This window comes from Campylobacter novaezeelandiae (genome assembly GCF_018968685.1).
Taxonomy (GTDB): domain Bacteria; phylum Campylobacterota; class Campylobacteria; order Campylobacterales; family Campylobacteraceae; genus Campylobacter_D; species Campylobacter_D novaezeelandiae.
The window spans coordinates 1,373,477-1,399,653 of the sequence record NZ_CP076657.1; the positions used below are offsets into that span (position 1 = coordinate 1,373,477).

A 26,177-nucleotide genomic window follows, 5' to 3' on the forward strand; every position below is an offset into this window, starting at 1 on the left:
GATTCCTAAAAAGCATAAGTGCTATTAAATTCCCATAAAGGTAAAAATATACCTAAAGCCAATAAAAGCACCAAAGAAGCTACAAATAAAGTCATCAAAGGCTCGATCAAACTTAATATTTTTTCCATCATACTTTCTTGCTTATCTTCATAAAACAAAGAAATTTGCTCACTTAAAATATCAAGTTTAGAACTTTTCATAGCAATATTTAGCATAGAAATAACTAATGGGTCAAAAACTTTAGTTCTTCTAAAAGCTTCACTAAGCTCTAAACCTTGCTCAAGTAAAGATAAAATTTGAGTCAATTTATTTTTAAAAAATTCATTTTTTATCCCAAAAATAGCAAATTCTAAAGCCTTGCTTAGAGAAATTCCACTTTTTAAAAGTAAAGAAAATACACTAAAAAAATGATAACTTTGATAATATAAAATAAGCTTAGAAATAATTGGAATTTTCAAAAAACAATAATCACTTATCAAGGTAAAAAAATAAAATTTTTTATAACAAAATACAAATAAACATACAAACAATAAAAATAAAATTGAAATAAGAAAAAAATAAGAATTTAAAAAATCATAGGTTTGAAGTAAAATTTGGGTAATTAAAGGAAGTTCTATATTAAAATTATCAAATAAATTTTTAAATTGCGGAATAACAAATAATATCAAAAAAATAAAAGAAATAAAAATAGATACTAGCACTATTAAAGGATATCTGATTGATTTTATAAAAGATTTTTTTGCTTTTATGGTTTTTTGTCTTATTAAAACAATTTGATTAAAAACATAAGAAAGTTTTCCTGTATTTTCAGCTATTTTTATAAGGGCTAATTCACTATGACTTAAATTAAAACGAGAATTTTTAAAGGCCTCGCTTAAACTCTGTCCTAAACTTAAATTTTCATCTATCTTTTTTATTGTTTTTTTAAGTTCTTTTTTAAAAGTGCTTTTTTCAAGTTCCTTTAAGGCTTCTAAAACACTCAAACCTACTTCTAGCAAAAACGAAAATTCTTTAAAAAATAAAACAAAATCTTCATTTGAAATTTTAAAAAAACTAAAATTCTCTCTCTTAATTTCTGTTAATTCTAAAATGTTCAAATTCTGTTTTAAAGCTAAAGCTTGTGCCATATTTAGATTTTTAGCTTTAATTATTTTTTTTGCTTTTATTCCATTTTCTAAAAAACTAAGTTCATAAGTTTTCATCCCAAAACTCTTACAATTTCATCTAAACTTATAAAACCTTCTTTAGCTTTTTCTAAAGCATTTTCAAACATATTTTTAAAACCATGATTTTTTGCATACTCTAAAATTTGCTTTTCTCCTTTATGAGTTCTTATAAGCTCTTTTATATCATCATTTATATCCAAAACCTCAACGATTATCTGTCTTCCAAAAAATCCACTATAATTACAAAACTCACAACCTTTGCTTTCATAAAAAACACCATCAAATTCTTTATACTTTTTATAGCTTTGCTTTTTACAATAAGGACAAAGCTTTCTAAGCAATCTTTGAGCGATAATCAAATTTAAGCTAGAAGCTAAAAGATAAGGTTTTACATTCATATCTATCAAACGAGTAAGAGTTGAAATGGCATTATTAGTATGCAAGGTACTTAAAATCAAATGTCCAGTTAAGGCTGATTTAATAGCTATATCAAGACTTTGCTCATCTCTAATTTCACCTATCATAATAACATCAGGATCTTGTCTTAAAATAGATCTTAAAGCATTATTAAAATCAAGTCCGGCTTTAGGATTTAATAAAATTTGCTGCACAAGAGACATTTTATATTCAATAGGGTCTTCAACAGTAATTATCTTTTTTTGTATAGACTTTATTTCATTTAAACAAGCATACAAAGTAGTACTTTTTCCACTTCCTGTAGGTCCAGTTAACAAAATCATACCATGTGGAAAATGAATATTTTTACGAAGTAGTGATAAATCTTTTTCATTAAAATCCAATTTGTTTAGATTTAATAAATTTAAATCATGTTTTAAAATCCTTATAACAACACTTTCTCCATACATTAAAGGAAGGGTTGAAATTCTAAAATCATAATGTTCTTTATCGATTTTAAATTCAAAATTTCCATCTTGCGCTTTTCTAAATTCCGCCACATTTAAATTTGCTAAAAATTTAATATAAAAAACTAAAGCTTGATAAATCTCTTTGTCTAAAATACAAAAAAAATTAAGCATACCATCAATACGAAATCTTATCAAAGCATCTTTTTCTCTTGCTTCTATATGTATATCACTAGCACAAAATTTAATGGATTCGTGGATTAAAAAATCAAAAATCTGATTGATAGAGCTTTTATCGTCTTTTTTTAGATTATTAGCTAATTCTTCTTTTAATTTTAAACTTAATTCTTGAAGTCTGGCTAAAACTTTAAATTTTTGTAATTTAGCCTTTAACTCAATATGATTTACTAAAATATTTTTTACAAATTTATCTTTAAAAAATCTTTGAATCTTTTCCAAAATTTCTAATGAACAAGGCTTAAAAGAGGCTATATAAATATATTTATCATCCATTTTAAAAGGCAAAATTTGATAATTTAGTAAAATTTCACAAGGAAGTGGCACCTTAAGCTCATCATCAAATTCTTGCCATTCAAAGAAATCAAGATTATAAAAGTAAGCCAAAGACTTTAAAAAATCATTATAGTCTATATTTAAATTCAAATAAAGCTCATCAATACTAACTTGATCACTAATATAAGCATTAAATAAAAACTCTTTAAATCTGATATTATTAAAATCTAAATTTTCCTCTTTAAAACCCAACTGTTTTAATTTTTCTAAAAATTCCTTTTTCAATAATAAATCCTAAAATTTATCTATTTCTATATCATAATAAAATTTATAAGTCTCTAAAGCCCTTTTTGCTTCATCAAGCTCACCTAAAGCTTCTTTAGCCTTAATAAATAAAAACCAAGGTTCTTTTTGATTTTTATCCATCTCATTTGCCTTTAAAGACCAAAAAATAGACTTTTTATAATCTTTATCTTTAAAATATAATCTTGATAAAAGTAAAGCCTTATCAAAGCTAGGAGATTTATAAAATTCATTTTTTAAAACCGATGAGTTAAAAACCACTGATGAAATTTCAAATTGCAATTTTTGCTTAGCTTCAAGAAGATTTAAATTTTCTTCTTGAAGTCTTTCTTTAATAATTTTATTTTTTTCTTCTTGGATTTTAGCTTTTTGAAGTTTTGACACCAAATCTTGTTTTTCTTTTAAGGCTTGTTTTAATAAGACTTCTTTTTTTTGAAATTCATTAATAATAAAATATATAAAAAATACCAAAAATAAACAAAACATTGTAATAAAAAAATATTTTACATATTTTCTAATCAAGAATTTTTTATATTCTAATTCAAGTTTTTTTACACGCTCTTGCATTTTAACCCAATAAATTATTTTCAAACATACTAAGCTTTAAAAGATAATTTTCTTTTTTGCTATTTTTGAAAAAATTTTTAAATTCCTTAAAGCTTTTAATCACTTTATCAACATTTCTTAAGTTTGCATTATAATATTTTTTTATAAGTTTAAGATCACTTTTGCACAAGTTAATATCAAATTTATCACTTATATAGGATCTAAGTTCATCTAAGGTAAATTCTTTAAGGCAAAACTCAAAATTAATACGACTTTTAAAATGCTCTTTACTAAAAATTAAAGGTTTTTTATGTGAACTTAAAACAAAACTTATATTTAAATCACTATAAATTCTTACAAGATCTAAAAAATCATTATCATATATACTTATTTCATCAAGAAAAATAATAATATTTTCTTTTTTAATAACATAAGGCTTTAAAAATTCTTCAAATTCTTCTTTGTTTGTAAAAATACCATTAAATTTTACATTTTCAAAACACTTAGTCAATCTTTGAAGCAAAGCACTTTTACCGCTGCCACTTTTACCGAGTAATAATATAAAACTTTTTTGTTTTAAGAGCTCTTCTTTTATACGATTTAAAACATAATCTTGATTTTTGATACTAACAAAATCACTCATAATGCCTAAATCCTAACTCTTTTAAACTTGGAACATTTCTAAAGTTTTCTACTAATGTAGGTGTTATGATAAATACTATTTCACTTATACTAGAAAGTTCATCATTTGATTTAAAAAGTTCTCCAATTAAAGGTATTTTAGAAAAGAAATTAACTTCATTTTCATTTTTATTTTGGTTATGACTAATTAAACCTCCTAAAATAAGAGTTTGATTATTTTCTACTTGTACAACAGTTGAAAGCTTTTTTTGTATGGTATCGGGTGCTATTGTTCTTGGCTCTTTTTGCCTTTGATTGTCTTCTAAATATTTAAAATCACTTAGACTTGGGTTAATTCTAAGCATTATTTTTCCATCATCTGAAATTTCTGGTAGGATGTTCAGCAAAATTCCTATGAAAATAGAATAATTACTAAAACTCTCACTCACAGTAGTTCCATTTTCTGTTCCTTTAGAAGTATCTTTTACTTGATAATTAATTGTATCTCCGATAGAAATAATAGCTTGCTGATTATTTAAAGCCATAAGTTTAGGATTTGATAAAACTTTTGTTTTGCCATTTTGAGAAAGAAAATTTAAAATAGAATCAAAATTTAAATCAGCTCTAAAACCCAAATTCTTAACAAAACCTTTACTATTTTCAACCCCTATAAAAGAATTTTTACCATCATTGGTTTTAGAACTAAAATCGATATTAAATTTTTGCCAATTAATTCCACTAGAATGGGTTTTATTCAAAGATACCGCAATAATACTTACATCAATAATAACTTGTTTTTTAAGTCTTTGTTCAAGTTTTTGCAAATAATCTTTAACTTTTAATAACTGAGTTCTTGTTCCACTTACTATAATAATTCCAGCATTGGAGTTAATGATAGGCTTTTTAACTTCTATTTCATCATAAGTATTATATAAAAGTGCTGTAATTTCTTGTTCAATATTTTTCCAAAAATCGAATTTTTCCATACTTTTAATCATATTATCTTCTATATCTTCGCTTTGAATATATTCAGCTTGCTTTGGTTTAGCGTCTACTGAAGCCTTTGTAACACTTTGTCCTTCCCGTATGGAGCTAATATAACTAATTTTAAACATTTTTGTTTCAATAGCTGAAATTTTTAAAATCTTTCCATTAAAACTATAATTTAAATCATTATCCTCAAGAAAAAATTTAAAAATTTCTTCTAAAGACATTTGATTTATATTAATAATTTGAGTTTGTAAAAGTTTCTCTTTAGCTAATTTATCTTTTACAATAATGCTAAATGAACAATAATTTGAAAGTTCTTCTAAACTTTCTTTTATAGTTAAATTTTCATTAGATTTTATATTAAAAAGTCTTTTTTGACAATCTATTGCATAAATAAAAGAGGTAAAAAATAAAAACTTAATCAATATAAATTTTATCATTGATTCGTAGTTTTGCCACTATATTAAATCCATCATACTCAAGTATAATTCTATCAGATTTTATTTTTTTAATCTTTGCCTCATTAATTTTATCTTCTTCTTTATACCATGTATTATTAATTTTAACTTTATTTAAAAAAATAGCTTGGATTTTTAAATTTTGGATTTCATTAAAATTTGGATTAAAAAAAGGATTTTGAAGATTAGAAAAATCAAATTTTGATTCTTTTTTCTTTAAAGAATCAAAATAATCTTCAAAATCCGAACCTACCAATACCGTAGTAAAAAACATAAAAAAGTAAAAAAAATTTTTCAAAAATTCTTACTCTTTTTCATTGCTAAAATCAGACATCGCAATACGTTTTAATTGTCTATATCTTCTTTGTGCATCTTTTTTATTACGTTCAAATAGCTCTTTAGCGTGATCAGGATTAGCTTTTTTAAGAGAATTATAACGTACTTCATTCATTAAAAATTGCTCATATAAATCCCAATCTGGTTCTTTGCTTGCTATATTTAAAGGATTTTTACCTTCTTCTTCTAAACGTGGATCAAAAGTATAAATAGGCCAATATCCACATTTTGTAGCAAGCTCACCTTGCTCTCCTGAATATCCAAGACCACCTTTGATACCATGAGCTATACAAGGAGAGTAACAAATAACTAAAGAAGGACCATCATAAGCTTCAGCAGCTATTAATGCTTTAATTAAATGATTGTAATTTGCATTTGAATTTACTTGCGCAACAAAAATATAACCATAAGTCATAGCAATTTGCCCTAGATCTTTTTTCTGTATAGGTTTTCCTGCTGCTGCAAATTGTGCTACCGCACCTGTTCTTGAAGCTTTAGAACTTTGACCTCCAGTATTTGAATATACTTCAGTATCTAAAACTAAAACATTAATATTTTCTCCACTTGCTAAAACATGATCAAGCCCACCATAACCTATATCATAGGCCCAACCATCTCCACCGAAAATCCATTGAGATTTTTTTCCTAAAAATTGCTTAAGCTCTAAAATTTCTTTTACAGCTTTAATATCTTGATTTTGCTCTAAAATTGGAATTAATTTATTTCTAGCTTCAAAAGAAAGAATGCTATCATTTTTATTTGCTATCCATTCTTTAAAAAGAGCAGATAAAGAATTTGGAACATTTTGCATATTTTCATTCATAATATGCTCAATTCTATTGCGTGTATTTTCTGTTGCAATCTTCATTCCAAGACCAAATTCTGCATTATCTTCAAATAAAGAATTCGCCCAAGCTGGACCATGACCATTTTTAACACTTTTTCTATAAGGAGTAGAAGGAGCTGAACCTCCATAAATAGAACTACAACCTGTTGCATTAGCTATAACCATTCTTTCACCAAATAATCTTGTGATTAAAGTGATATATGGAGTTTCTCCACATCCTGGACAAGCTCCATGGAATTCAAATAATGGTTGAGAAAATTGAGCTCCTTTAGTGCTTTCTTTATTTAAGATATGATCTTTATAAACAATTTCTTTAAAAAGATAATCAGCATTTTCTTGCTCACCAAAATCTATTTCTTCTTGAAGTGGAACCATAACTAAAGATTTTTCTTTAGTAGGACATTCATGAACACAAAGCTCACAACCTGTACAATCAAGTGGTGAAACTTGAATTTTAAAGCTAAGTTTTTCACCTTTTGTTCCCTTAGCCTCTAAAGCATGTTCTTTTACCCCTCTTGGAGCCTTACTCATTTCATTATCATCAATTAAAAATGGACGAATTACTGCGTGAGGACAAACAGAAGCACATTGATTACATTGGATACAATTTGCTTCTATCCATCTAGGAACCATTACACCAACACCTCTTTTTTCATACTCTGTAGTTCCATGCTCAAAACTTCCATCTTCATAACCTAAAAATGCTGAAACAGGCAAATCATCACCCTTGGCAGCATTCATAGGTTTAACGATTTTTTCTACGAATTCAGTTCCTTTATAAGCACTAACTCCTTCTTTCTCGCTAATATCAAGATTCTTCCAAGAAGGATCTATGTCTATTTTTACAAGACCATCGGCTCCAACGTCAATGGCTTTATAGTTCATTTCTACAATAGCATCACCTTTTTTGTTATAAGATTTATAAGCAAATTCTTTCATATATTTTTGAGCATCTTCAAAAGGAATGATATTTGCCAATTTAAAAAAGGCAGATTGCATAATAGTATTGGTTCTATTTCCAAGTCCTATATCTCTTGCAAGCTTAGTTGCGTTAATGATATAAAAATTAATTTCTTTTTCTGCTAAAGTTTTTTTAACTTTATTAGGAAGTTGTTTTATAGTCTCTTCAGCATTCCAAATACTATTTAAAAGGAAAGTTCCTCCTTTTCTAATTCCTGCTAAAACATCATAAATTTCTAAATAAGCTGCTACCGAACAAGCTATAAAATGAGGAGTGGAAACAAGATAGGTTGAACGAATTGGTTTTTTAGAAAATCTTAAATGGCTTCTAGTATAACCACCTGATTTTTTAGAATCATAAGCAAAATAAGCCTGAGCATAAAAATCTGTTTTATCTCCTATAATCTTAATAGAATTTTTATTTGCTCCAACGGTTCCATCTGCACCAAGACCATAAAATAAACACTCAATTGTACTTTCATCGCCTAAAGAAATCTTTTCTCCGCAAGGAAGCGATGTATGTGTTACATCATCTACAATACCGATAGTAAAGCCATCTTTTGGTTTATCTTGTTTTAAATTTTCAAATACTGTTATAATTTGTGCAGGATCAACATCTTTTGAAGAAAGTCCATAACGACCCCCTACGATAATTGGACTATGTTCTTTTCCATAGAAAGCAGATTTAACATCCAAATAAAGAGGTTCTCCTAAACTTCCTGGCTCTTTAGTTCTATCAAGTACTGCTATTTTTTTAACAGATTTTGGCATGACATTAAAGAAATATTTTAAACTAAAAGGTCTATAAAGATAAACTTTTAATAAACCTACCTTTTCTCCTTTTAAATTTAAATGATCAACAACCTCTTCAATAGTCTGAGTTGATGAACCCATAGCAATAATAATTCTATCTGGATTTTCATCTCCATAATAAACAAAAGGTTTATATTCTCTACCAGTAATTTTAGTAATTTCTTGCATATATTCATTAACAACATCAGGTAGAGCATCATAAAAACGATTGCTTAATTCTCTAGTTTGAAAATAAACATCATCATTTTGAGCAGTTCCACGTGTTTTAGGATTTTCAGGATTTAAAGCTGCATTTCTAAATTCTAAAAGAGCTTCTCTATCAAGCAAACGATCATAATGTGCATAATCCATAACTTCTATTTTTTGAATCTCATGACTTGTTCTAAAACCATCAAAAAAATGTAAAAATGGAACACGACCTTTAATAGCCGCTAAATGAGCAACACCTGCTAAATCCATTGTTTCTTGAACAGAATGCGAACAAAGCATAGCAAAACCTATTTGCCTTGCAGCATAGATATCTTGATGATCTCCAAAAATTGAAAGCGCTTGAGAAGCTAAAGATCTTGCTGCAACATGAATTACACCTGGTAAAAGTTGACCAGCTATTTTATACATATTTGGAATTTTAAGAAGTAAGCCTTGAGAAGCTGTATAAGTTGTTGTTAAAACTCCCATTTGCAAAGATCCATGAACCGATCCAGCAGCTCCGGCTTCGCTTTGCATTTCAACAATTTTAACAGGAACACCGAATAAATTCTTTTTTCCTTGAGATGCCCATATATCTGTATAATCGGCCATAGGAGAACTTGGAGTAATAGGATAAATTCCTGCTACTTCAGTAAATGCATAAGCAGCATAAGCGGCTGCTTCATTGCCATCCATTGTTTTCATTACTTTACTCATTAAGACCTTCCTTAATTTTTATATTTATAGATGAATTTACTATGAATTCTCTTAAAAGGCGTTTAACATAAATTAAAAAATAAATTAAAAAAGCTTTAATAGAGTATAAAATTGAAGTTTTAACTTTGTAGTTATTTAAAAAATATTAATAGCATATTAAAAATCAATTAGTATTAAATTTAATAATACTAATTGAATATAACTAATAATTTTAAATAATAATGTTTTAAAATTATTAACGTTTAGAAAACTGAGGACTTCTTCTTGCTTTTCTACGTCCGTATTTTTTACGTTCAACACTTCTACTATCTCTAGTAAGCAAGCCTTTTGGCTTAAGTAATGCCCTAAAATCTGCATCCATAGCCGCTAAAGCTTTTGAAATACCATGTCTTAAAGCCTCAGCTTGAGCACTATATCCTCCGCCCAAAGTTATAGCACAAATATCCATAGAAGTTTCTTGCTTAGTAACCAATAAAGGCTGAACTACTTTAAGCTTAATTGACTCATGGCCGCCAAGCCAAGTATTTAAATCGATGCCATTTACACTGATTTTCCCGCTTCCTGATTTTAACCAAACCTTTGCAATAGCTGTTTTTCTTTTTCCTGTTGCATAAATTGTTGCCATATTATTTTCCTTCTTTAGCAAGCTGTGCTGTATGTGGATGCTCACTACCCGCATAAATTTTTAATTTTTTAAGCATTGCTCTTCCCAAATTTGTTTTAGGAAGCATACCTCTAACTGCTAATTTATATAATTTTGCAGGATTTTTTGCTAATAGATCACCAAATTTTTCACTTTTTACACTTCCAAAATATCCTGAATGTCTGTGATAAAGTTTATCTTCTGCTTTATTAGCTCCTGTAAAAACTGCTTTAGAAGCATTAATGATTATAACATAATCTCCACAATCAACATTTGGAGTATAACAAGGTTTATTTTTACCTCTTAATATAGTCGCTACTTCTGTTAAAAGACGACCAAAACGCTTTCCTTCAGCATCTAAAACGATCCATTCACGTTTTACTTCGTTTGGCTTTGTTATCTTTGTCATTATTTTACCTTTGCCAAAAATTTTAAAGTATGATTATATTAAAATAAGCTTATAAATAACTTAATTTAAGAATATATAAAGCTTGATATCATTCTATTTCTTGTTAGTTATCATTGATATAAATATTTTCAATTTACAATTTTATATTTTAATTTTTTGAATATAGCCTTTCATAGTATTTTCAAATTTTTTCATATTTTCTATCATAAATTCTATCATTTCGTCCCAATTTGCTTCATTGTAGCTATCATATTCTTTTTCAAATTTAATTCTACAGGCTCTTTTATTTTCAAGTCTTTCCCATTTTAAATCTTTAAAATCATTATCTAATGCTTCTTCATTTTCCTTAAGTTGATCAAATATAGCTTTATTTTTATCTTTGTCTTTACTATCTATATAAAGCTCTATCTTCACGCAATCTTTATTAAAAACAAAAGAATAACAACAAAAACCAAAACCACTTCCTGCTGAAATCCAACTATCCTTTGATGGACTAATATTTGAAAACAATTTAAAATTTTCTTCTTTGATTTTATTTAATAATTTATTCCAAAATTTTAATCTTATGATATGCGTTTGTTTTTTAAAATTATTAATCACATTTTGTTCTTGTTCTTTTCTTGCTATTTCGATCATATAATCTTGGATTTCTTTTACAGGTATGATTTGCTCTATACTTAAAAAATATTCTTGATTGAATTCATAAGGCGTAACCCTAAAGCATTTTATATCCAAGTCTTTATTTCTGAGCCATAAAACAGCTGAAGTTACTTCTTTTCTAAAATTCGCCGCTACTAAAATTATACGTTGTTTTTGATTTTCTATTTTAATATCATCATAATTATTCACATCAAAAAAATCGCATAATTTTTCTTTATAATTTTCATCTTTTGTATATTCTAAATAAATTCTTTCTATATCACTTTTACTAAAAGTAGAGCAATAAGAAGCGTATTTAATAGCTTGCCAGGTAACATCTTTTCCGCTGTCATCTAGTTTATTTTCTATGATAACTAAATTTCCTTCTTTATCTAAAGCCAATAAATCAAGTCTTTCATTAGTATCACTAAAACCGCTAAATTCCTTTTGTATAATCAATAATTCCTCGCCTAAACAATCAGGAGATTTTACTATCCATTCTTGTAGATGATATCGCTCTGTAAAACCAAGCTCTTTAAAAGTTTTAATATCGAGTTTTATCATGGAATTTTCTATCTTACTTATCTTATACATTTTATACTCCAAAAATTATCTAGCTTTTAAAAAATACCGCTATACACATTATAACAATTTTATAGGTTTTATAGGTCTTTAGCTAAACCTCTATCATCTCCACTTTATCTTTTAAAACATACACTAAAAAAGCCTTAGTAGAAGTTTTGGCTAAAATTTTCTCTATAGCTTCTTTATAAAGTAAAACTTGATTTTTATGCTCATTTAAATTTAAACCAGTTTTATAGTCTATAATGATAGCTTCATCATTGCTAAGTGCTAACATATCTAGTTGTTTTTGCTCGCCATTATAAGTGATAATTTGCTCTTTTAGTAGTGTCTTTTTTGTTAAAAGCTTATTAAAATTTTCATTTTCCAAAAGCCTCATAAGCCTTTTAAAAAGATCTTTAAAACTTTCATCATCTAAGAAAAAGCGATATTTTTTATATATCATTTGTTTGCAAAATTCAAAATTATTTTTTTCATTAAAATCAAAATATTGTAAAAATTCATGCAAAGCTAAACCAAAATGAACTTGTTTGCTTGAAAGGTAGTTTTTTATCTTGATCTCTTGTAAATTCACCTTTTGAAATTTTTCAAATTCTTCAATTTGTTCTAAATTTTTTAATTTTTCTTCTTCTTGAGATTTATTTTCCAAAACGCCAATTTGCTTTTCTTCATAATCCTTAAAATAACTCTTAAAAGTTTTAAAACTCTCATCATTTTTTATAATAAAAAGAGAATTTTTAGCCCTAGTTAATGCTACATATAAACAATTTATTTCATCTTCTGCTTGAAGTTTTTTTCTTTTCATTAAAAAAGCATTATAGTTTTCATCTTCTAGATGTTTTCTTACACTATGCCTATATCTTACTTCCCAACCTTGTTCTAAATCATATTCAAACATTAAGGTTTGAGTATCATTACTATCCTTGCTAAGTCTATCAAGCACAATTAAATTTTCAAATTCTAATCCTTTAGATTTATGCACAGTCATAATGCTTACTCCATCATCTTGAGCCTGCAAAGATTTTAACTCGCAAGGATGAAATAAAAAATCTATGAAATTATCAAAAGTGCTTGCATATTCTAAATACGCGATTAAATTTATATCACTTAAATCAAGTTTTAAAATATGGATTAAATAATTTAAAATTTCACTTACGCCACGATTTAAATCAAGCTCGATATAAGAAAGATCTTTTTCTAAAATACTATTTACAAAATACAAACTAAACTCGTCTTTAAGTACACAAGCTTTAGCATACTCAAAAAGCACCCTTACACTAATGCAATCCATTAAAGCAACACTACTTTGTGTATAAGCTTTGATACTATTTTTTTCAAGAAATTCTTTCATTAAAGTAGCATCTTTGTTAATCCATACTAAAATACAAATTTCACTGAGTTTAATTCCTTTTTCTAAAAGTTTTTGAATAATTCTTAAAACTTCTTTTCCACTTGCTTCATACAAATCACTTTTTGATGGGATTTGATTTTGCAAAATTTCTACATATCCGCCTTCTTTAATGCTTTTTTGCAAAGTAAAATTGGGCTTATTAAAACTATCAAAAAATTTATCTTTAAAAACTTCATTTACATAATCAACTATATTTTTTTTACTACGATAATTTGTATCTAAATGCTCTAATTTAATTTGTGGAAAATCTTTTAAAAGCTTATCAAAAAGCTCCTTTTTTCCTCCTCTAAAGCCGTATATGCTTTGTTTTTTATCACCCACATAAAAAAAACTTCTATTTTTTTTCACGCCCTCACCTGAGACAAGTTCAGCTATGATAGGTTTTAAAATTTGATATTGTAAAACATTGGTATCTTGAAATTCATCAATTAATAAATGTGAAATATAGCCATCGAGTCTAAAATAAATTAAATCCTTATTTGCCTCATCACTAATTAATTCATAACATTTTAAGGCTATATCTGAAAAAGTTAAAGCATTTTGCTTAATATTATCTTCATTTCTTGCCTCTTTAAAGTGTGCTAAAAGCCTAGCAAGAATATTGATACGATAATTTTCCATTTGGATAAAATACTCTTTTACATTTTGTAAAAATTCGGCTCTTTTTTGTAAAAATTCACTATCCATGATTTTTTCAAAATATTTTTTCTCTAAATCACAAATAATAGGCTTAGCAAAAAAATCTTCTATACTTTCAAAATCAAAATTTTTCTGATAATTTTTATCAGTGCTTAAAGTTTTTGCATAAGATATAAATTTATTAAGACTTTCCTCTAAAGAGGCTTTATTTGGAAAATGAGCATTTTTGATAATTTTAATCTCACAAGATTTTTCATATAGACTCTCAAGATTTTTCAAAAAATCACTTTTACTTTTAGTTTGGATTATATAATACGCTAAAGTATTTAACTCTTCTTTATTTAGCTTGTTAATGAAATTTTTATAGCTATCTTGATTTTGTATGATTTCAAAATCACTCATAAGACCCAAATTTAAAGCAAAAGAACGAATAATTTGAGAAAAAAAACTATCAAAAGTATAAATATTAAGTTTTGATCTTAGAAAATCTTCTTTGTATTTTTCTCTTAAAATTATGAGTTCATCTTTGCTTTTATTTAGCATTTTCATAAGCTCTTTGCACTCTGCTTTATCATCACCATTTTCAAGTCTATCAAATTCTAAAAAAGTTTTAAAAACCCTTTCTTTCATCTCGCTTGTAGCTTTATTGGTAAAAGTAAGAGCTAAAATTTCATTAATTTTAGCACCCATCAAAACTAGGGCTACAAAACGCACGCTTAAGGCAAAAGTTTTTCCACTTCCTGCACTAGCCTCTAAAGCTAAAAAAGGCTCAAATTTAGAACTCAAAGTTTAAACTCCTTTTTATAAAGCATAGTATAAGGACTATAAGTATTGTCATTTTTTTGATTATAAAATTCTTTTTCTAATGGCTCTTTGGCAAGCTTATTAAATAAATCTTTAAGCTCTTGCACACTTTTGCTTTTGGCACTTTCATATATAATCTTAATATTTTTTAGATCGTAAAAACAAGCTTTTATATTTTCTAATGGATATTTACCCTCCAATAAAAACTTATAAAAAGCAAGTTGATAGGATTTATCGTCTACTTTGCCACTTTTATAATCTATAATCATTTTTTCTTTGCCATTATTATCCACTCTATCTAAATAACCACTAGAATAAATTTTTACTCCATTATCTGCAATAAATTCTTTTCTTGGTGGTTTAAATTCACACTTTTCCACTACATAACCTTGTTTAAAATGCTCATTTTCAAGTATTTGAAATTCTTTAAATATAGCCTCAATGAGAGCAAAACTTAATGCATCTACGTTATATTGCTTTGTATTCTTGATTATTTGCATAAAAGCTTCATAATTAAAATGATTGTTTGAAACTTCAGTATAATAAATTTCTAAAGCTTTATGGATAAAACTTCCAAATTCATTTGCTTTAAGTGTATTATTTAAATTTTTTGGTTCTTTTAAACGTAAAACATACTTATAATAATAATCCAAGCCATAATTAATCAAAAGATGAAGTCTTGAAAAAGATAAAATTTCTTTAAAATAATCATGCTTTGCTTTTATATGTGTAATAGGCTCAAGATTGAAAGAGCATTTATAGGTTTGAAAATATTTCAAATAAGCATTATTGCTATAAATTTTATCTTCATGTAAAGCAAATTCAAGCTCGTTTAAAAATCTTGATTTGATTTTTTCCTCATTTTCCACAAAAGAAATGCCTACTAATTTTGCCTTAGCTATTAGTGTATAATAATAATGTCTTTGTAAATTTTCTCTTTGAGTGTGCGTTATAAGTCCTGCTTTTTTGCGAATTTCATTATTTAAAAATAATTCGCTTGAAACTCTTTTTGGGATAAAATCATCATTAAAATCAACTATGATCACCCCATCAAAACTAAGACCTCTGCTCTCCAAAAGACCCATAACAGTGACTTCTCCGCCTCCCACACTGCTCAATTTTATATTATCTATTTGCATAAAAAATAATTCTAAAATCTGTGAAAAATCTAGCTTATGGGTTTTAATAAGTTCTTTAATAAAAATAAGCTCTTGTGTAATATAGTCTTTTAGTTCATTTTCACTATCTTCTAATAATTGATGTATAAGACTTTCAAAAAACTCAAAAGAAACATTTTCATTAAATTTTTTTTTAAATTCTTGAAAATCTATACTAGAAAAAAAATGCAAATTACACAAATGCTTATTTAAATTCTGCTCATTATAAAAATCATCATTTCTCTCATATTCAAACTCATCATCTTTAGCACCCTCATAAAGAGCTCTTAATTTATGATAAAAATGTGTGTTTTTAATACTCTTTCCACTTGCAAAATTTAAAACATTGTCCCTATCATACAATCTTAAAATATCCACAAACTTTTCATCAGGTGTAATCACCACAATATCTTTTGCACTAATACCTGCTTTTAAAAAAGTATTAATTTTTTCAAATACAAAGGCGGCTTGTAGGGATCTTAGATTAAAACTTTTATAGCTAATTTTACTTTCTTTTAGAAAAGAACATTCTTTTAAAATTTGATTTTGGTTTAAATCATATAAATAAGAATAATTTTCTTTAAAATCAAATCCTTGCAAAAAACTAAGAGAATTTAAAAAATCTTTATTAAACTTAGTGCAATTAAATTGCACTTTAATAGGAATTAGTTTTTTAGCCTCTAATAAAAGTTCAACCTCAAAAGCATTTAAAAATCCTTGAAAATCAAAAATAACTTCATTATAGTTTTTTAAAAAATCAACATTAATTTTATAATCTAGTGGCAATGAAATTTCATCATATAAATTATGCTCTTTTAACAAAGTTAAATAATTTTTAAAAAGTTCTTCTAAAATTTGCAAATGCTCATCATATTGAGCATAAGCGTCATGAAATTTTAGTTCATTAATATCTTTTTTTTCTAAACTTAATTCTTTAAAAAAGCTAAACAAATAAGCATTATTTTTTAAAAATGCAAAAAAATTACTTGGTATTTTTAAACTCTGTTCCAAATTTTTAGTTTGCTCACAAGCTTTTTGCATCAAAAGCAAACACTCATAACGTGTAGCTTCAAAATACTCAGAAAATACTAACTTTTGTATAAATTCAGCTATACTCATGGCTGGATTCACTAAAGTATTTTCTTGTAATTTTTCCTCATAATATTTTCTTAAAGCTCTTAAAGAGCTAAATACAAAAAGTTTCATTATTTAGTTTTCAAAAAGAATTTAAAAAAACCTATACTATTTTCATTTTGAGTAATTTTTAAAAGTAATTGCCAATTACCTTTTTCTTTAACATTAAAATCAAAAACTAATTCATTAGTATCTAGCTTTACTTGTAATTTTTCATCATTTTTATTTGTATGTGGACGTGAAAGTAAAGCTTCAATTTGAAGTTTATTTAAATCATAATTTTTTAAATTTTCAATAAAAATTCTAAATTCATTTTGCCCTTCATTAATATAATAAACCAATTTTCTTTTATATATAAAACTTTCTTTATCTTTAATATGTAATTTAAAATTTTCATCAAAGTGCTTTTGATTGTTTTGAATTTTATTATAGTTTGATTCTACGTTTTGATAGGTATCAAAATAAAAATTATCCTCATACACAGGATAATCACTTGCTATAACGATCGTAGTAATACAAGCTATAACAATAGCTAATATAGAAAGTAAAATTCCATAAGGCCAAAAAGTCTTTTTAACCATTTCTCTTCCTCTTCATTTTTCTTTGCACAAAATAGAGCAATGAAAAACAAATAAATCCATAAATTAAAATTCTTAAAATATTTATAGTATCACGATTTGCATTGCCTATAGAATTCTCAAGCTCTAGATTAAAATACTTTGCAATTTTATCACAGATATCAGCATATCCATTTAAAACAGCAGCATTAAAAACATCTTTTCCTTTACTAGAAGTAAGAATAGGAAGTATAGTGCCCGTGCCAGAATAAGGACTTAAAACTTTATTTTTATCAAAAAAAAGCAAAGAATCTTTAGTCCCTATAATGTCAACTTTATGAGAAATCTTTGATAATATTAATAAAACATTAGGTTTAATAAGTTGTTTTTGAAGCTTAAATAAATCCTCAAAAGGAGTTTGTTCTGCTATAGCAACACCTACAAAAATACCCGTTTTATCGTAAAGTTCTTTTCCTATAAGGTTTATTTCTTTAATCACTTTATCATTTAAAATATTTTCATTTAAAACAATTGCATTAAAAGCAAAAATTTTATAAGGAAAAAAAAATAAAAAGGCAAAAAAAATGCCTTTTAAGACAGTTCTCATCCTATATTTAAATGATTAATACTCAAAACAGACCAAGCTGTAATAGCTGCTGTAACCAAAAGACCAATAACTACTAAATATTCTAAAACCTTATTCATTATTTTCCTTTATCATTTTAAAATCCTCAACCTTAGAGCCTAGCATTTTAATTTCTTGTGTATTTTTTAAAGTGTATGGTTTTTGCATAACTTCTTGTTGCGCTTTAATGCCCCATATAGTAAGAGCAACCAAAATGACAATTAAAAGCAAGGTTGCAATTAGCAAACCACTTACTCCAGACAGTGAAAATACAGATCTTTTTATATTTTCCATTATTCACTCCTTGAAAGAGAAATTACATATTCACCAACAGCTTGTTTTTGAATACTATTTAAAGTTGGAAATGAAGGCATAGAACCAATAAAACCTTTTTTTCCTCTATTTAATACATCTACAACAAAAGAAGCTGAACCATATTTTGTTAAATCAGGAAAAATCCCATCTTGTCCTTTTCCATCTTCTCCATGACAGGCTGCACAACTTGCATAAGCTTCTTTACCCTTTGCAACCAAATCCTCATTATTGGTTTTTTTAATAGCAGAAAGCTCTTTAGAAACATAAGCAGCAATTGCTTTTATATCATCATCTTCTATGCCTAAATCAGAAGCCGCTGGCATTTCCCCGCCTGCAAAATTCATCCCTTTAGATCCAGTTTTTATTACTTCAACTATCCCTTCTTCTGAACCCCAGATATTTAAATTTTGAGCTTTTCCATTTATTCCATCTGCAGTTATTCCATGACAAGCTGAACATTGCACTAAAAATATATTTTCTCCCATAGTAATTCTATCTTGTTCGCTTAAATTTTTAAATTTTTCTTCAAATTTGGCATTGTGTAAAGCTACTTCTTCGTTATATTCTCCTATCCTTGAATACGAATTTAAAGGATAGCCCCATAAAAAATACCATATAGCCCAAACAATAGTTAAAACATAAACTGCCAACCATCCTATAGGAATATTATTCTTATATTCTTTTATATCATCCCAACTATGCTCACTTAATTCTAAATCTTCTTTCTTTTTCTCTTTAATTTGTTTAAAAATTCTATTTACTACTATTAGAGTAATTAAAATAATTAAAACTGCGCCTATTAAAGATAAAAGATTGACATTATCTTCCAAATTTAACCATTGCATTAAGCACTCCTTTTACTTTCTAAAACGCTATCATTAATATCATCATTCAAAGCAAGTTTTGCATATTTCTCATAATTTCTTTCACCCATCTTTTCTCTTTTATAAAGATGAAAATAATACGCATACAAAACAATAGCTAAAAAAACAACAAATACAAAAAAACCATATCCTTGAAAAATCTGCCATTCATCTTTAGAAATAGCAGATAAATCAAAAACGATAAGATTTTTAAAAACATCAAATATTATTATTAAATCTTTCATATCTTTACTTTAAACTATTTAAATAAGCAATTAAAGCTACAATTTCTTTTATTTCTCCTCTGGCAAAAGCATCTTTTACTTCTTGATCTTTCATCTCATCTACTATACTCTTAGCCTCAAGCTTAACTTCTTCTTGTGCTTCTTCCCAAGTTCCAAGTTTAGTTTGACCCTCTTTATCATAAGGAACATTAAAAACTTTTTTAACAGTTAAAGCTTCTGCATAAGCAGTTTCTATATCTGCATTATTAACAAACATATGTTTATAAGAAGGCATAATAGATCCAGGAACTACAGAAGTTGGATCTAACATATGATTTTCGTGCCAGTCTGTAGTTCTATAATTCCCTACACGTGCAAGATCTGGTCCTGTTCTTTTTGAACCCCAAAGAAAAGGTCTATCATAAGCAAATTCACCACTTAAAGAATACATTCCATAGCGATCTGTTTCAGATTTAAAAGGACGGATAAGCTGTGAATGGCATGCATTGCAACTTTCTTTAATATAAACTGATCTTCCTGCAAGTTGTAAAACAGTATAAGGTTTTTTACCCTCGATCGGTCTTGCACTTTCTGCAAAATTTGGCAAAACTTCAACTATCCCAGCATAAGCAATTACAATAAAAACCGCTACAGCAAAAAAGAATGGATTTTTTTCTAACCAACTAAACATTTTTTCTCCTTATATTGCCATAGGTGAAGCATTTTTAGGCTCTTTATTAAGCACTTTTCCACAAGTAATAGATTTATAAATATTATAAACAAATATGAAAAATCCTACCAAATATAATAATCCTCCAATAGCTCTAATCCAATAATAAGGAATAATAGCCTCAACAGTATCTATAAAAGCATAAAGAAGATTTCCATACTCATCAGTAGCTCTCCACATCATCCCTTGTGTAATACCTGCTATCCACATTGAACTAAAATAAAGCACAATTCCTATTGTTTGTATCCAAAACTGAGCTTCCATCAAAGATTTGCTATAAAGTTCTCTTTTAAAAATTCTAGGAGTCATATGATAAAGTGCTGCCATAGTCATAAAACCAACCCAACCTAATGTTCCATCATGAACGTGACCTGGAATCCAATCAGTAAAATGAGCTAAAGCATTTACAGATTTTATAGAAAGAATAGGACCTTCAAGAGTTGAAAACATATAAAAAGTTGAAGCAAGAATCATAAATTTAATCAATGGACTTTCTCTTAATTGTTCCCATTCACCTTTCATGGTAAGTAATATATTAATTGCTGATCCCCAAGAAGGTAATATAAGTATAATAGAAAAAATAGAACCCATAGTTTGCATCCAATCAGGAACAGTAGAATAAAGCAAATGATGGCCTCCAGCCCAAAGATAAACAAACATTAAACCCCAAAATGCAAATAAAGAAAGCTTATAAGAAAAAATAGGTTGTCCGCTCTCTTTTGGTAAAAAATAATAAATTTGAGCAATAATTCCTACAGTAAAAACAAAAGCAACCGCATTATGTCCATACCACCATTGAACCAAAGCATCATTTGTTCCAGCATACATAGAGACACTATGCCACCATTTTCCCATACCAGAAACAAAGTATGTAGGAACAGCCATATTGTTAAAAAGATAAAGCATTGCTATACCTAAAAAGGTTGCAATATAATACCAAAGGGATATATAAAGAGTTTTTTCTCTACGAATTCCAATAAGACCAAAGATGCTAACACCCCATAAAACCCAAACCAAAACAACCATAATATCAAGAGGCCATTCAAGTTCAGCATATTCTTTAGAAGTTGTAACGCCAGCAAACAAAGAAATAATAGCAATAAGCATAGTTATGACATAAAGCCAAAAATGTAATTTACCTATAGTCATTAAAAAACGAGATTCTGCCATACTAACCTTAAGAACACGTTGTCCTATATAATACCAAGTTGCCCAAATACCTGAAAGCATAAAACCAAAAATAACTCCAGAAGTATGCAAAGGTCTTAATCTCGAAAATGTAGCATACTCTCCTGCTAAATAATTTAAATCAGGATATGCCATTTGAAAAGCTATTAGAGTTCCTATAGCCATACCGACTATCCCAAAGATTATGGTAGTAAACATAAAATATTTAGCAACCGTATAATCGTAATTTAACATATTACCTGGGTGCATCAATTCTCCTTAGAATTTTTATAGTTAATTATTATAAAACAATAACAATAGATTTTTTCTTAAAAAATTCAAATAGTTAATGATTTGTTACAAATTAGAAATTTTTAAAACCTATAAAAGATAAATATAATCCATAAAATATAATGGCAAAATAAGCAATATAATTAAAAATATTTCTAAACAAATCACTTAAAAATTTAGCCATTAGCGAAAAAAGAAATAAAGCAGGTAAGGTAGAAAGACCAAAAATAAACATAATCAAAGCACTTTCTAAAATATTTTGCCTACTCATAGCTGAAGCTATAAAAAAATACACCAAACCACAAGGTATAAAACCGTTAAAAAAACCTAAAAATATGGCTGATTTCACACCTTTATAAGTTTTAGCTTTCTGAAATATTTTTATAATAAATTTTTCGTAAAAAATATGATTTTCAATCAAAAATAAAATTTTACCTCTAAATATTAAGGCAAAACCTAAAAAAATCATTAATAAGCCTATAATAAAAAAAAACAGATTTTGAATTGTAGTATCAATGAGAAAAAAATTTCCAATTAGGCTAAACAAAACACCCAAAAAAACATAAGTCAAAATTCTAAAAAAATGAAAAATTATTTGAAGAATAAATAAATTCTTTGCTTCTTTATTTAAATTTAAAAAAAGCAAAACAAAACCTCCACACATTGAATAACAATGTCCAAAGCTCGATAAAAAGGCAATGCTTATAAAGACTAAAAGATCTAAGTTCACATTAAATTCATAAATTCTTTAAAAATATATTTACTCTCATGAGGTCCTGATGAACTTTCTGGATGATGTTGAACTGAGATAATAGGATAATCTTTATATCTAACACCTTCTACATTATCTCCAAATAAATTTCTATGCGTAATAATAGCTACTTCGCAAAGTTCTTCTGGAACATTATAATTATGGTTTTGAGCAGTAATCTCTATTTTTTTATTTTCTAAATTTAACACAGGATGATTAGCCCCATGTTGACCAAATTTCATTTTATAAGTTTCATAACCAAAAGCATTGCTTAAAAGTTGATGTCCTAAGCAAATTCCAAGTATTGGAATTTTGGCTTTTATAAGTTTTTTAATTTCTAGTATCTCATCTTTCAAAATTTTTGGCTCACCTGGGCCATTAGAGAGAAATACTCCATGGATTTTTTTTTGTTCATATAAAGCAATTAGATCTTTAGCTTTAGTATTATAAGGGAAAACATCTACCTCAAAACCTACTTCAACAAGTTCATTAAGAATATTTTTTTTCACGCCATAATCAATAACAGCAAGTTTTTTAGAATTTTTTTGCGAAGGATTAAATTTTTTAGTATTGTGATTCCAAGCGCCATTTTTATGAGAATATATTTTTTTAGTACTTACATTTTTTACAAAATTAATTTGATCAAATTTAGCACTTGAATTTAGTTTCTCTTTTAATTCTTCTTTATTAGAAATTTCGGTTGAAATAATAGCTCTTAAATTTCCATTATCTCTTATCATTTTAACTAAAAATCTTGTATCTATATCATAAATGCCTATTTTATTATGTTTTTTAAGATAGGTCTGTAAACTTTCTTTGGCTCTAAAATTAGAAAAATAATTATTTAATTCTCTAATAACTATTCCACTAGCAAAAATTTCTTCGCTTTCATTATCATCATCATTTGTCCCTACTATACCAATTTCTGGCATAGAAAAAACGATAAATTGTCCTGCATATGAAGGATCTGAAATAATCTCTTGATATCCTGTTAAAGAAGTATTAAAAACAAGCTCTCCTAAAAAAGTTCCACTAGCTCCAAAAGCCTTAGCATTCAAAAAAATACCATTTTCTAAATACACATAAGCCTTCATTAAAACATTCCCTTTTTTCTAAGCTCTTCTTGATAAAGTTTCTCAAAGATAAGTTCATATTCTTCACTTCCTGGTATAGGTTTAGTTTTATAATTACTTATTTTTTCATAAACCTCATCTTCAATCTCTTCATAAATTTTTAAATATCCTTCTATACTTGAAAAAATCAAATTTTTTACTCTATTTTCCGAAACAAGAAAATTTATATAATCATTATCAATCAATTCGCTTAAAATTTCATGGGCCAAATTATTATGTCTGTCTTCCGAATTTAAAATCACTCTAAATTCATTTGCCAGCCTTTTTTTAATAAGCCAAAACATATTTTTACGATCTATTTGCATAAATTCTATTTCTTCTTCTTGCTCTTCTAAAATTTTTTTTACTCTCTCATCTAATCTTCTTTCATTTAATACATCATTTTCTAAAACATTTTTTATACATAAATTAATCTTTTCTAATTGATCTTTAACTTCGATAAAAGAACAATGCATAATATCTAATGTTATTTTATTAGCGATATAAGGAATATGTGGTAGTTTTATACGCATTCTTTAAACCTTTTAAAAATAATTTTACAATAATAGCTTATTTTAGGTAAAAGAATATTAAAATAAGTCTTAATTTGAACTTGTATTATTATCCATATTTTTAAGCAATAATGTAAGTTCAGATGCTTTCTTAGGATCCATTTTTGAAAGAACTCCTGAAATTTTTCTCGACTCTAAAGAAAGCATTATTTTACTCGCATCTTCAGCATCCATTTGACTTAATACATTGGCAATAGCAGCATCTTTCATTTGAGAATAAATTTCTTTTACTCTTCCTTCTGTTTTTTCATTAATAGTGTCTAATATTTTTTTCTTTTCTTCTAAAAGCCTAGCATTTTCTTTTTTTAAACTATCAATCTGTGCTAAAGTAGCATTTACTTCTGCTTCTTTTGTGGCTAGTTCTTGCATTTTTTCTTTTTGCAAGGCTTCAAAAGAAGCTTTAAAAGCTTCTAAAGACTGTCTTGCTTCATCAAATTCTCTTGTCTGAAGTTCTAATTGAGCTTTTTTTGATTCAAAATACTGTTCACAATTTTGTTCAGCTTGTAAAGATAAAACCAATAAAAAAAATGAAAATATTATCCTACTCATCTTTTTCCTTTTTTACAAATCTACTTATAGCCAATTCATCGAGAAATTTTTCCTCAACTTTTTGCATTTCTTTAAGTTTCTTCTTTATTTCTTGTGTATTTAAAATTTTTATTTTTTCATAATCTAAATGAGCTTTTTTATACAAAAACTCATAATGGTTCATTTCTTTTTTTGATAACTCAACTTTTTCTTTTGCTCTTTTTAAAGCCTCTTTTGCAATACTAGCCATTTGAAGTTTTGATCTTAATTCTTGAACATTTCCTGATTTAGGCAAGACATTTAAATCATAAAACTCTTGCCTAGAAAGTTCAAAATTTTTTTCATTTTCTAATTTTCTTTGTTTAGCTTGACTTAAATTTAGCTCGGCTTTATCAAGTTGTTGTTTTCTTACCTCAACAATTGAACTATATTTACTCTTCATAAAATAATAGTATCATCCCTCTCAGGACTTGTAGAAATAAATTTTACTTTAACTCCTACAAGCTCTTCTAATCTTGCTATATACTCTTTAGCTTCTTTAGGTAATAAATCATAATCTTTTATTCCAAAAACTTTATCCCAACCTTGTAATTCTTCATAAATAGGTTTAACATTTTCTAAATCATTTGGTATATAATCAATAACATCACCGTTATATTCATAGGCTTTGCAAATTTTAATTTTTTCAAAACCATCTAAAACATCTAGTTTTGTTAAAGCTAAAAAATCAAGTCCATTTAATCTTGCTGCATACTTAACAGCTATAGCATCAAACCAACCGCAGCGTCTTTTGCGTCCAGTGCTTACGCCAATTTCTTTACCAATCTGAGCAATCTTCTCACCCTCTTGCGTTTTATCTTCTGTTGGAAAAGCTCCATTGCCAACTCTTGTAGCATATGCTTTAATAATACCTATGATTGATCCTATTTCTTTAGGATTTAAACCAAGTCCAGTAAGCGCTCCTGCTGAAATAGTATTTGAGCTTGTAACATAAGGATAAGTTCCATGATCTATATCAAGCATAGAACCTTGGGCTCCTTCTAAAAGAACTTTCTTATCTTCATCTAAAGCCTTCCAGAGCATTCTTGTAGTATCTGTAATATAAGGAGATAAAATTTCACTAAAACGTTTTAAATCCTCAAATAAAATTTTTTCCGTTGGAATTTCTACATTAAGAAATTCCAAAAAAATTTTATTTTCATTAAAATATTTTATTAAATCATCACACAATCTTCTTGGATTTAAAAGCTCTCCTACCCTATGACCAGTTCGATTAATTTTATCTGCATAGGATGGACCTATACCTTTACCCGTTGTTCCAATAGCGTTTTTACCTTTTAATTTTTCCTTAGCAATATCTATTAAAGAGTGATGTTTTAAATTTAAATGCGCCTTATCGCTAATATACAATCTTCCTTTTAAATTATCAAATTGGGCCATTTCTGTGATAAGTACTTCGGGAGAAACAACAACACCATTTCCAATGATATTAATACTCCTTGGATGTAAGATTCCAGAAGGTATAAGATGAAGGGCATAACGAATTCCATTTACCCATATAGTATGACCTGCGTTATGTCCTCCTGCACTTCTACAAACAAAATCATAATTTTCACATAATTTATCAACTATTTTGCCTTTTCCCTCATCACCCCATTGCACACCAACAACAATATCTGCTTTACTCATTTTTTATCCTTAT

At 27.1% G+C, this 26,177-nt stretch carries 26 protein-coding genes; all 26 read right to left on the reverse strand.

The genetic code is table 11. The features are described 5' to 3' along the window. Positions 1 to 5 precede the first annotated feature (5 nt). Positions 6 to 1,202 (reverse strand): type II secretion system F family protein, encoded by a 1,197-nt coding sequence (locus tag CNZW441b_RS06985; RefSeq protein ID WP_131163126.1) that lies wholly within the window; start codon positions 1,200 to 1,202, stop codon positions 6 to 8. Then, positions 1,199 to 2,758, reverse strand: coding sequence for a GspE/PulE family protein (locus tag CNZW441b_RS06990; protein ID WP_131163135.1), 1,560 nt, complete (start codon positions 2,756 to 2,758; stop codon positions 1,199 to 1,201). Before CNZW441b_RS06990 ends, CNZW441b_RS06985 begins: the two co-directional genes overlap by 4 nt. Positions 2,759 to 2,836: 78 nt before the next feature. Then, a complete protein-coding gene (locus tag CNZW441b_RS06995) occupies positions 2,837 to 3,412 on the reverse strand; it encodes a transformation system protein (RefSeq protein ID WP_187347522.1) in 576 nt (191 codons plus the stop codon). Between the two features lies 1 nt (position 3,413). Next, positions 3,414 to 4,034, reverse strand: coding sequence for an ATP-binding protein (locus CNZW441b_RS07000; protein WP_131163125.1), 621 nt, complete (start codon positions 4,032 to 4,034; stop codon positions 3,414 to 3,416). Continuing rightward, positions 4,027 to 5,442, reverse strand: coding sequence for a pilus (MSHA type) biogenesis protein MshL (gene mshL, locus CNZW441b_RS07005; protein ID WP_131163124.1), 1,416 nt, complete (start codon positions 5,440 to 5,442; stop codon positions 4,027 to 4,029). Before mshL ends, CNZW441b_RS07000 begins: the two co-directional genes overlap by 8 nt. Beyond that, positions 5,420 to 5,758, reverse strand: coding sequence for a general secretion pathway protein GspB (locus tag CNZW441b_RS07010; protein ID WP_243830582.1), 339 nt, complete (start codon positions 5,756 to 5,758; stop codon positions 5,420 to 5,422). The genes mshL and CNZW441b_RS07010 overlap by 23 nt, the downstream gene beginning before the upstream one ends. A 6-nt stretch (positions 5,759 to 5,764) precedes the next feature. Next, complete coding sequence (gene nifJ / locus CNZW441b_RS07015) at positions 5,765 to 9,322, reverse strand: pyruvate:ferredoxin (flavodoxin) oxidoreductase (RefSeq protein ID WP_216681355.1); 3,558 nt, start codon at positions 9,320 to 9,322, stop codon at positions 5,765 to 5,767. Between the two features lie 235 nt (positions 9,323 to 9,557). After that, positions 9,558 to 9,947, reverse strand: a complete 390-nt coding sequence (rpsI, locus tag CNZW441b_RS07020) for a 30S ribosomal protein S9 (RefSeq protein WP_216681356.1) — start codon at positions 9,945 to 9,947, stop codon at positions 9,558 to 9,560. 1 nt (position 9,948) lies between these two features. Next, a complete protein-coding gene (gene rplM / locus CNZW441b_RS07025; protein ID WP_131163121.1) occupies positions 9,949 to 10,374 on the reverse strand; it encodes a 50S ribosomal protein L13 in 426 nt (141 codons plus the stop codon). 141 nt (positions 10,375 to 10,515) lie between these two features. Beyond that, entirely contained in the window at positions 10,516 to 11,607 is a 1,092-nt protein-coding gene (locus CNZW441b_RS07030; protein WP_131165704.1) for a DUF4268 domain-containing protein, read from the reverse strand. Positions 11,608 to 11,689: 82 nt separating this feature from the next. After that, positions 11,690 to 14,431 (reverse strand): RecB-like helicase, encoded by a 2,742-nt coding sequence (locus CNZW441b_RS07035; RefSeq protein WP_216681357.1) that lies wholly within the window; start codon positions 14,429 to 14,431, stop codon positions 11,690 to 11,692. Further along, positions 14,428 to 16,812 carry a PD-(D/E)XK nuclease family protein gene (locus CNZW441b_RS07040; protein WP_216681358.1) on the reverse strand — a complete coding sequence of 795 codons (2,385 nt, stop codon included), beginning with the start codon at positions 16,810 to 16,812 and terminating at the stop codon, positions 14,428 to 14,430. The genes CNZW441b_RS07035 and CNZW441b_RS07040 overlap by 4 nt, the downstream gene beginning before the upstream one ends. Further along, positions 16,812 to 17,321 carry a FixH family protein gene (locus CNZW441b_RS07045; protein ID WP_131165707.1) on the reverse strand — a complete coding sequence of 170 codons (510 nt, stop codon included), beginning with the start codon at positions 17,319 to 17,321 and terminating at the stop codon, positions 16,812 to 16,814. Before CNZW441b_RS07045 ends, CNZW441b_RS07040 begins: the two co-directional genes overlap by 1 nt. Next, positions 17,314 to 17,904, reverse strand: coding sequence for a hypothetical protein (locus CNZW441b_RS07050; protein ID WP_131165708.1), 591 nt, complete (start codon positions 17,902 to 17,904; stop codon positions 17,314 to 17,316). Before CNZW441b_RS07050 ends, CNZW441b_RS07045 begins: the two co-directional genes overlap by 8 nt. After that, complete coding sequence (locus CNZW441b_RS08170; RefSeq protein WP_234193988.1) at positions 17,901 to 18,002, reverse strand: hypothetical protein; 102 nt, start codon at positions 18,000 to 18,002, stop codon at positions 17,901 to 17,903. The genes CNZW441b_RS07050 and CNZW441b_RS08170 overlap by 4 nt, the downstream gene beginning before the upstream one ends. Beyond that, positions 17,995 to 18,216, reverse strand: a complete 222-nt coding sequence (locus tag CNZW441b_RS07055; protein WP_131165709.1) for a DUF4006 family protein — start codon at positions 18,214 to 18,216, stop codon at positions 17,995 to 17,997. The genes CNZW441b_RS08170 and CNZW441b_RS07055 overlap by 8 nt, the downstream gene beginning before the upstream one ends. Next, positions 18,216 to 19,082: a c-type cytochrome gene (locus CNZW441b_RS07060; protein WP_131165710.1), complete on the reverse strand. Its 867-nt coding sequence runs from the start codon at positions 19,080 to 19,082 to the stop codon at positions 18,216 to 18,218. The genes CNZW441b_RS07055 and CNZW441b_RS07060 overlap by 1 nt, the downstream gene beginning before the upstream one ends. After that, positions 19,082 to 19,345: a cytochrome c oxidase, cbb3-type, CcoQ subunit gene (locus CNZW441b_RS07065; protein ID WP_131163113.1), complete on the reverse strand. Its 264-nt coding sequence runs from the start codon at positions 19,343 to 19,345 to the stop codon at positions 19,082 to 19,084. Before CNZW441b_RS07065 ends, CNZW441b_RS07060 begins: the two co-directional genes overlap by 1 nt. A gap of 4 nt (positions 19,346 to 19,349) precedes the next feature. Further along, a complete protein-coding gene (gene ccoO / locus CNZW441b_RS07070; RefSeq protein WP_131163112.1) occupies positions 19,350 to 20,015 on the reverse strand; it encodes a cytochrome-c oxidase, cbb3-type subunit II in 666 nt (221 codons plus the stop codon). Positions 20,016 to 20,024: 9 nt separating this feature from the next. Then, entirely contained in the window at positions 20,025 to 21,491 is a 1,467-nt protein-coding gene (gene ccoN / locus CNZW441b_RS07075; protein WP_131163111.1) for a cytochrome-c oxidase, cbb3-type subunit I, read from the reverse strand. 94 nt (positions 21,492 to 21,585) lie between these two features. After that, entirely contained in the window at positions 21,586 to 22,242 is a 657-nt protein-coding gene (locus tag CNZW441b_RS07080) for a sulfite exporter TauE/SafE family protein (protein ID WP_200286956.1), read from the reverse strand. After that, positions 22,239 to 23,357: a glutamine-hydrolyzing carbamoyl-phosphate synthase small subunit gene (gene carA / locus CNZW441b_RS07085; protein ID WP_131163109.1), complete on the reverse strand. Its 1,119-nt coding sequence runs from the start codon at positions 23,355 to 23,357 to the stop codon at positions 22,239 to 22,241. The genes CNZW441b_RS07080 and carA overlap by 4 nt, the downstream gene beginning before the upstream one ends. Beyond that, the gene (locus tag CNZW441b_RS07090; protein ID WP_131163108.1) at positions 23,357 to 23,908 is read right to left on the reverse strand and encodes a DUF507 family protein; all 552 of its coding nucleotides are present in this window, start codon (positions 23,906 to 23,908) and stop codon (positions 23,357 to 23,359) included. Before CNZW441b_RS07090 ends, carA begins: the two co-directional genes overlap by 1 nt. Before the next feature lie 69 nt (positions 23,909 to 23,977). Then, positions 23,978 to 24,496, reverse strand: a complete 519-nt coding sequence (locus CNZW441b_RS07095; RefSeq protein WP_131163107.1) for a MotE family protein — start codon at positions 24,494 to 24,496, stop codon at positions 23,978 to 23,980. Continuing rightward, positions 24,489 to 24,917 (reverse strand): flagellar export protein FliJ, encoded by a 429-nt coding sequence (locus CNZW441b_RS07100; protein WP_131163106.1) that lies wholly within the window; start codon positions 24,915 to 24,917, stop codon positions 24,489 to 24,491. The genes CNZW441b_RS07095 and CNZW441b_RS07100 overlap by 8 nt, the downstream gene beginning before the upstream one ends. Then, the gene (locus tag CNZW441b_RS07105; RefSeq protein ID WP_131186462.1) at positions 24,914 to 26,164 is read right to left on the reverse strand and encodes an adenylosuccinate synthase; all 1,251 of its coding nucleotides are present in this window, start codon (positions 26,162 to 26,164) and stop codon (positions 24,914 to 24,916) included. Before CNZW441b_RS07105 ends, CNZW441b_RS07100 begins: the two co-directional genes overlap by 4 nt. Positions 26,165 to 26,177: the final 13 nt, after the last annotated feature.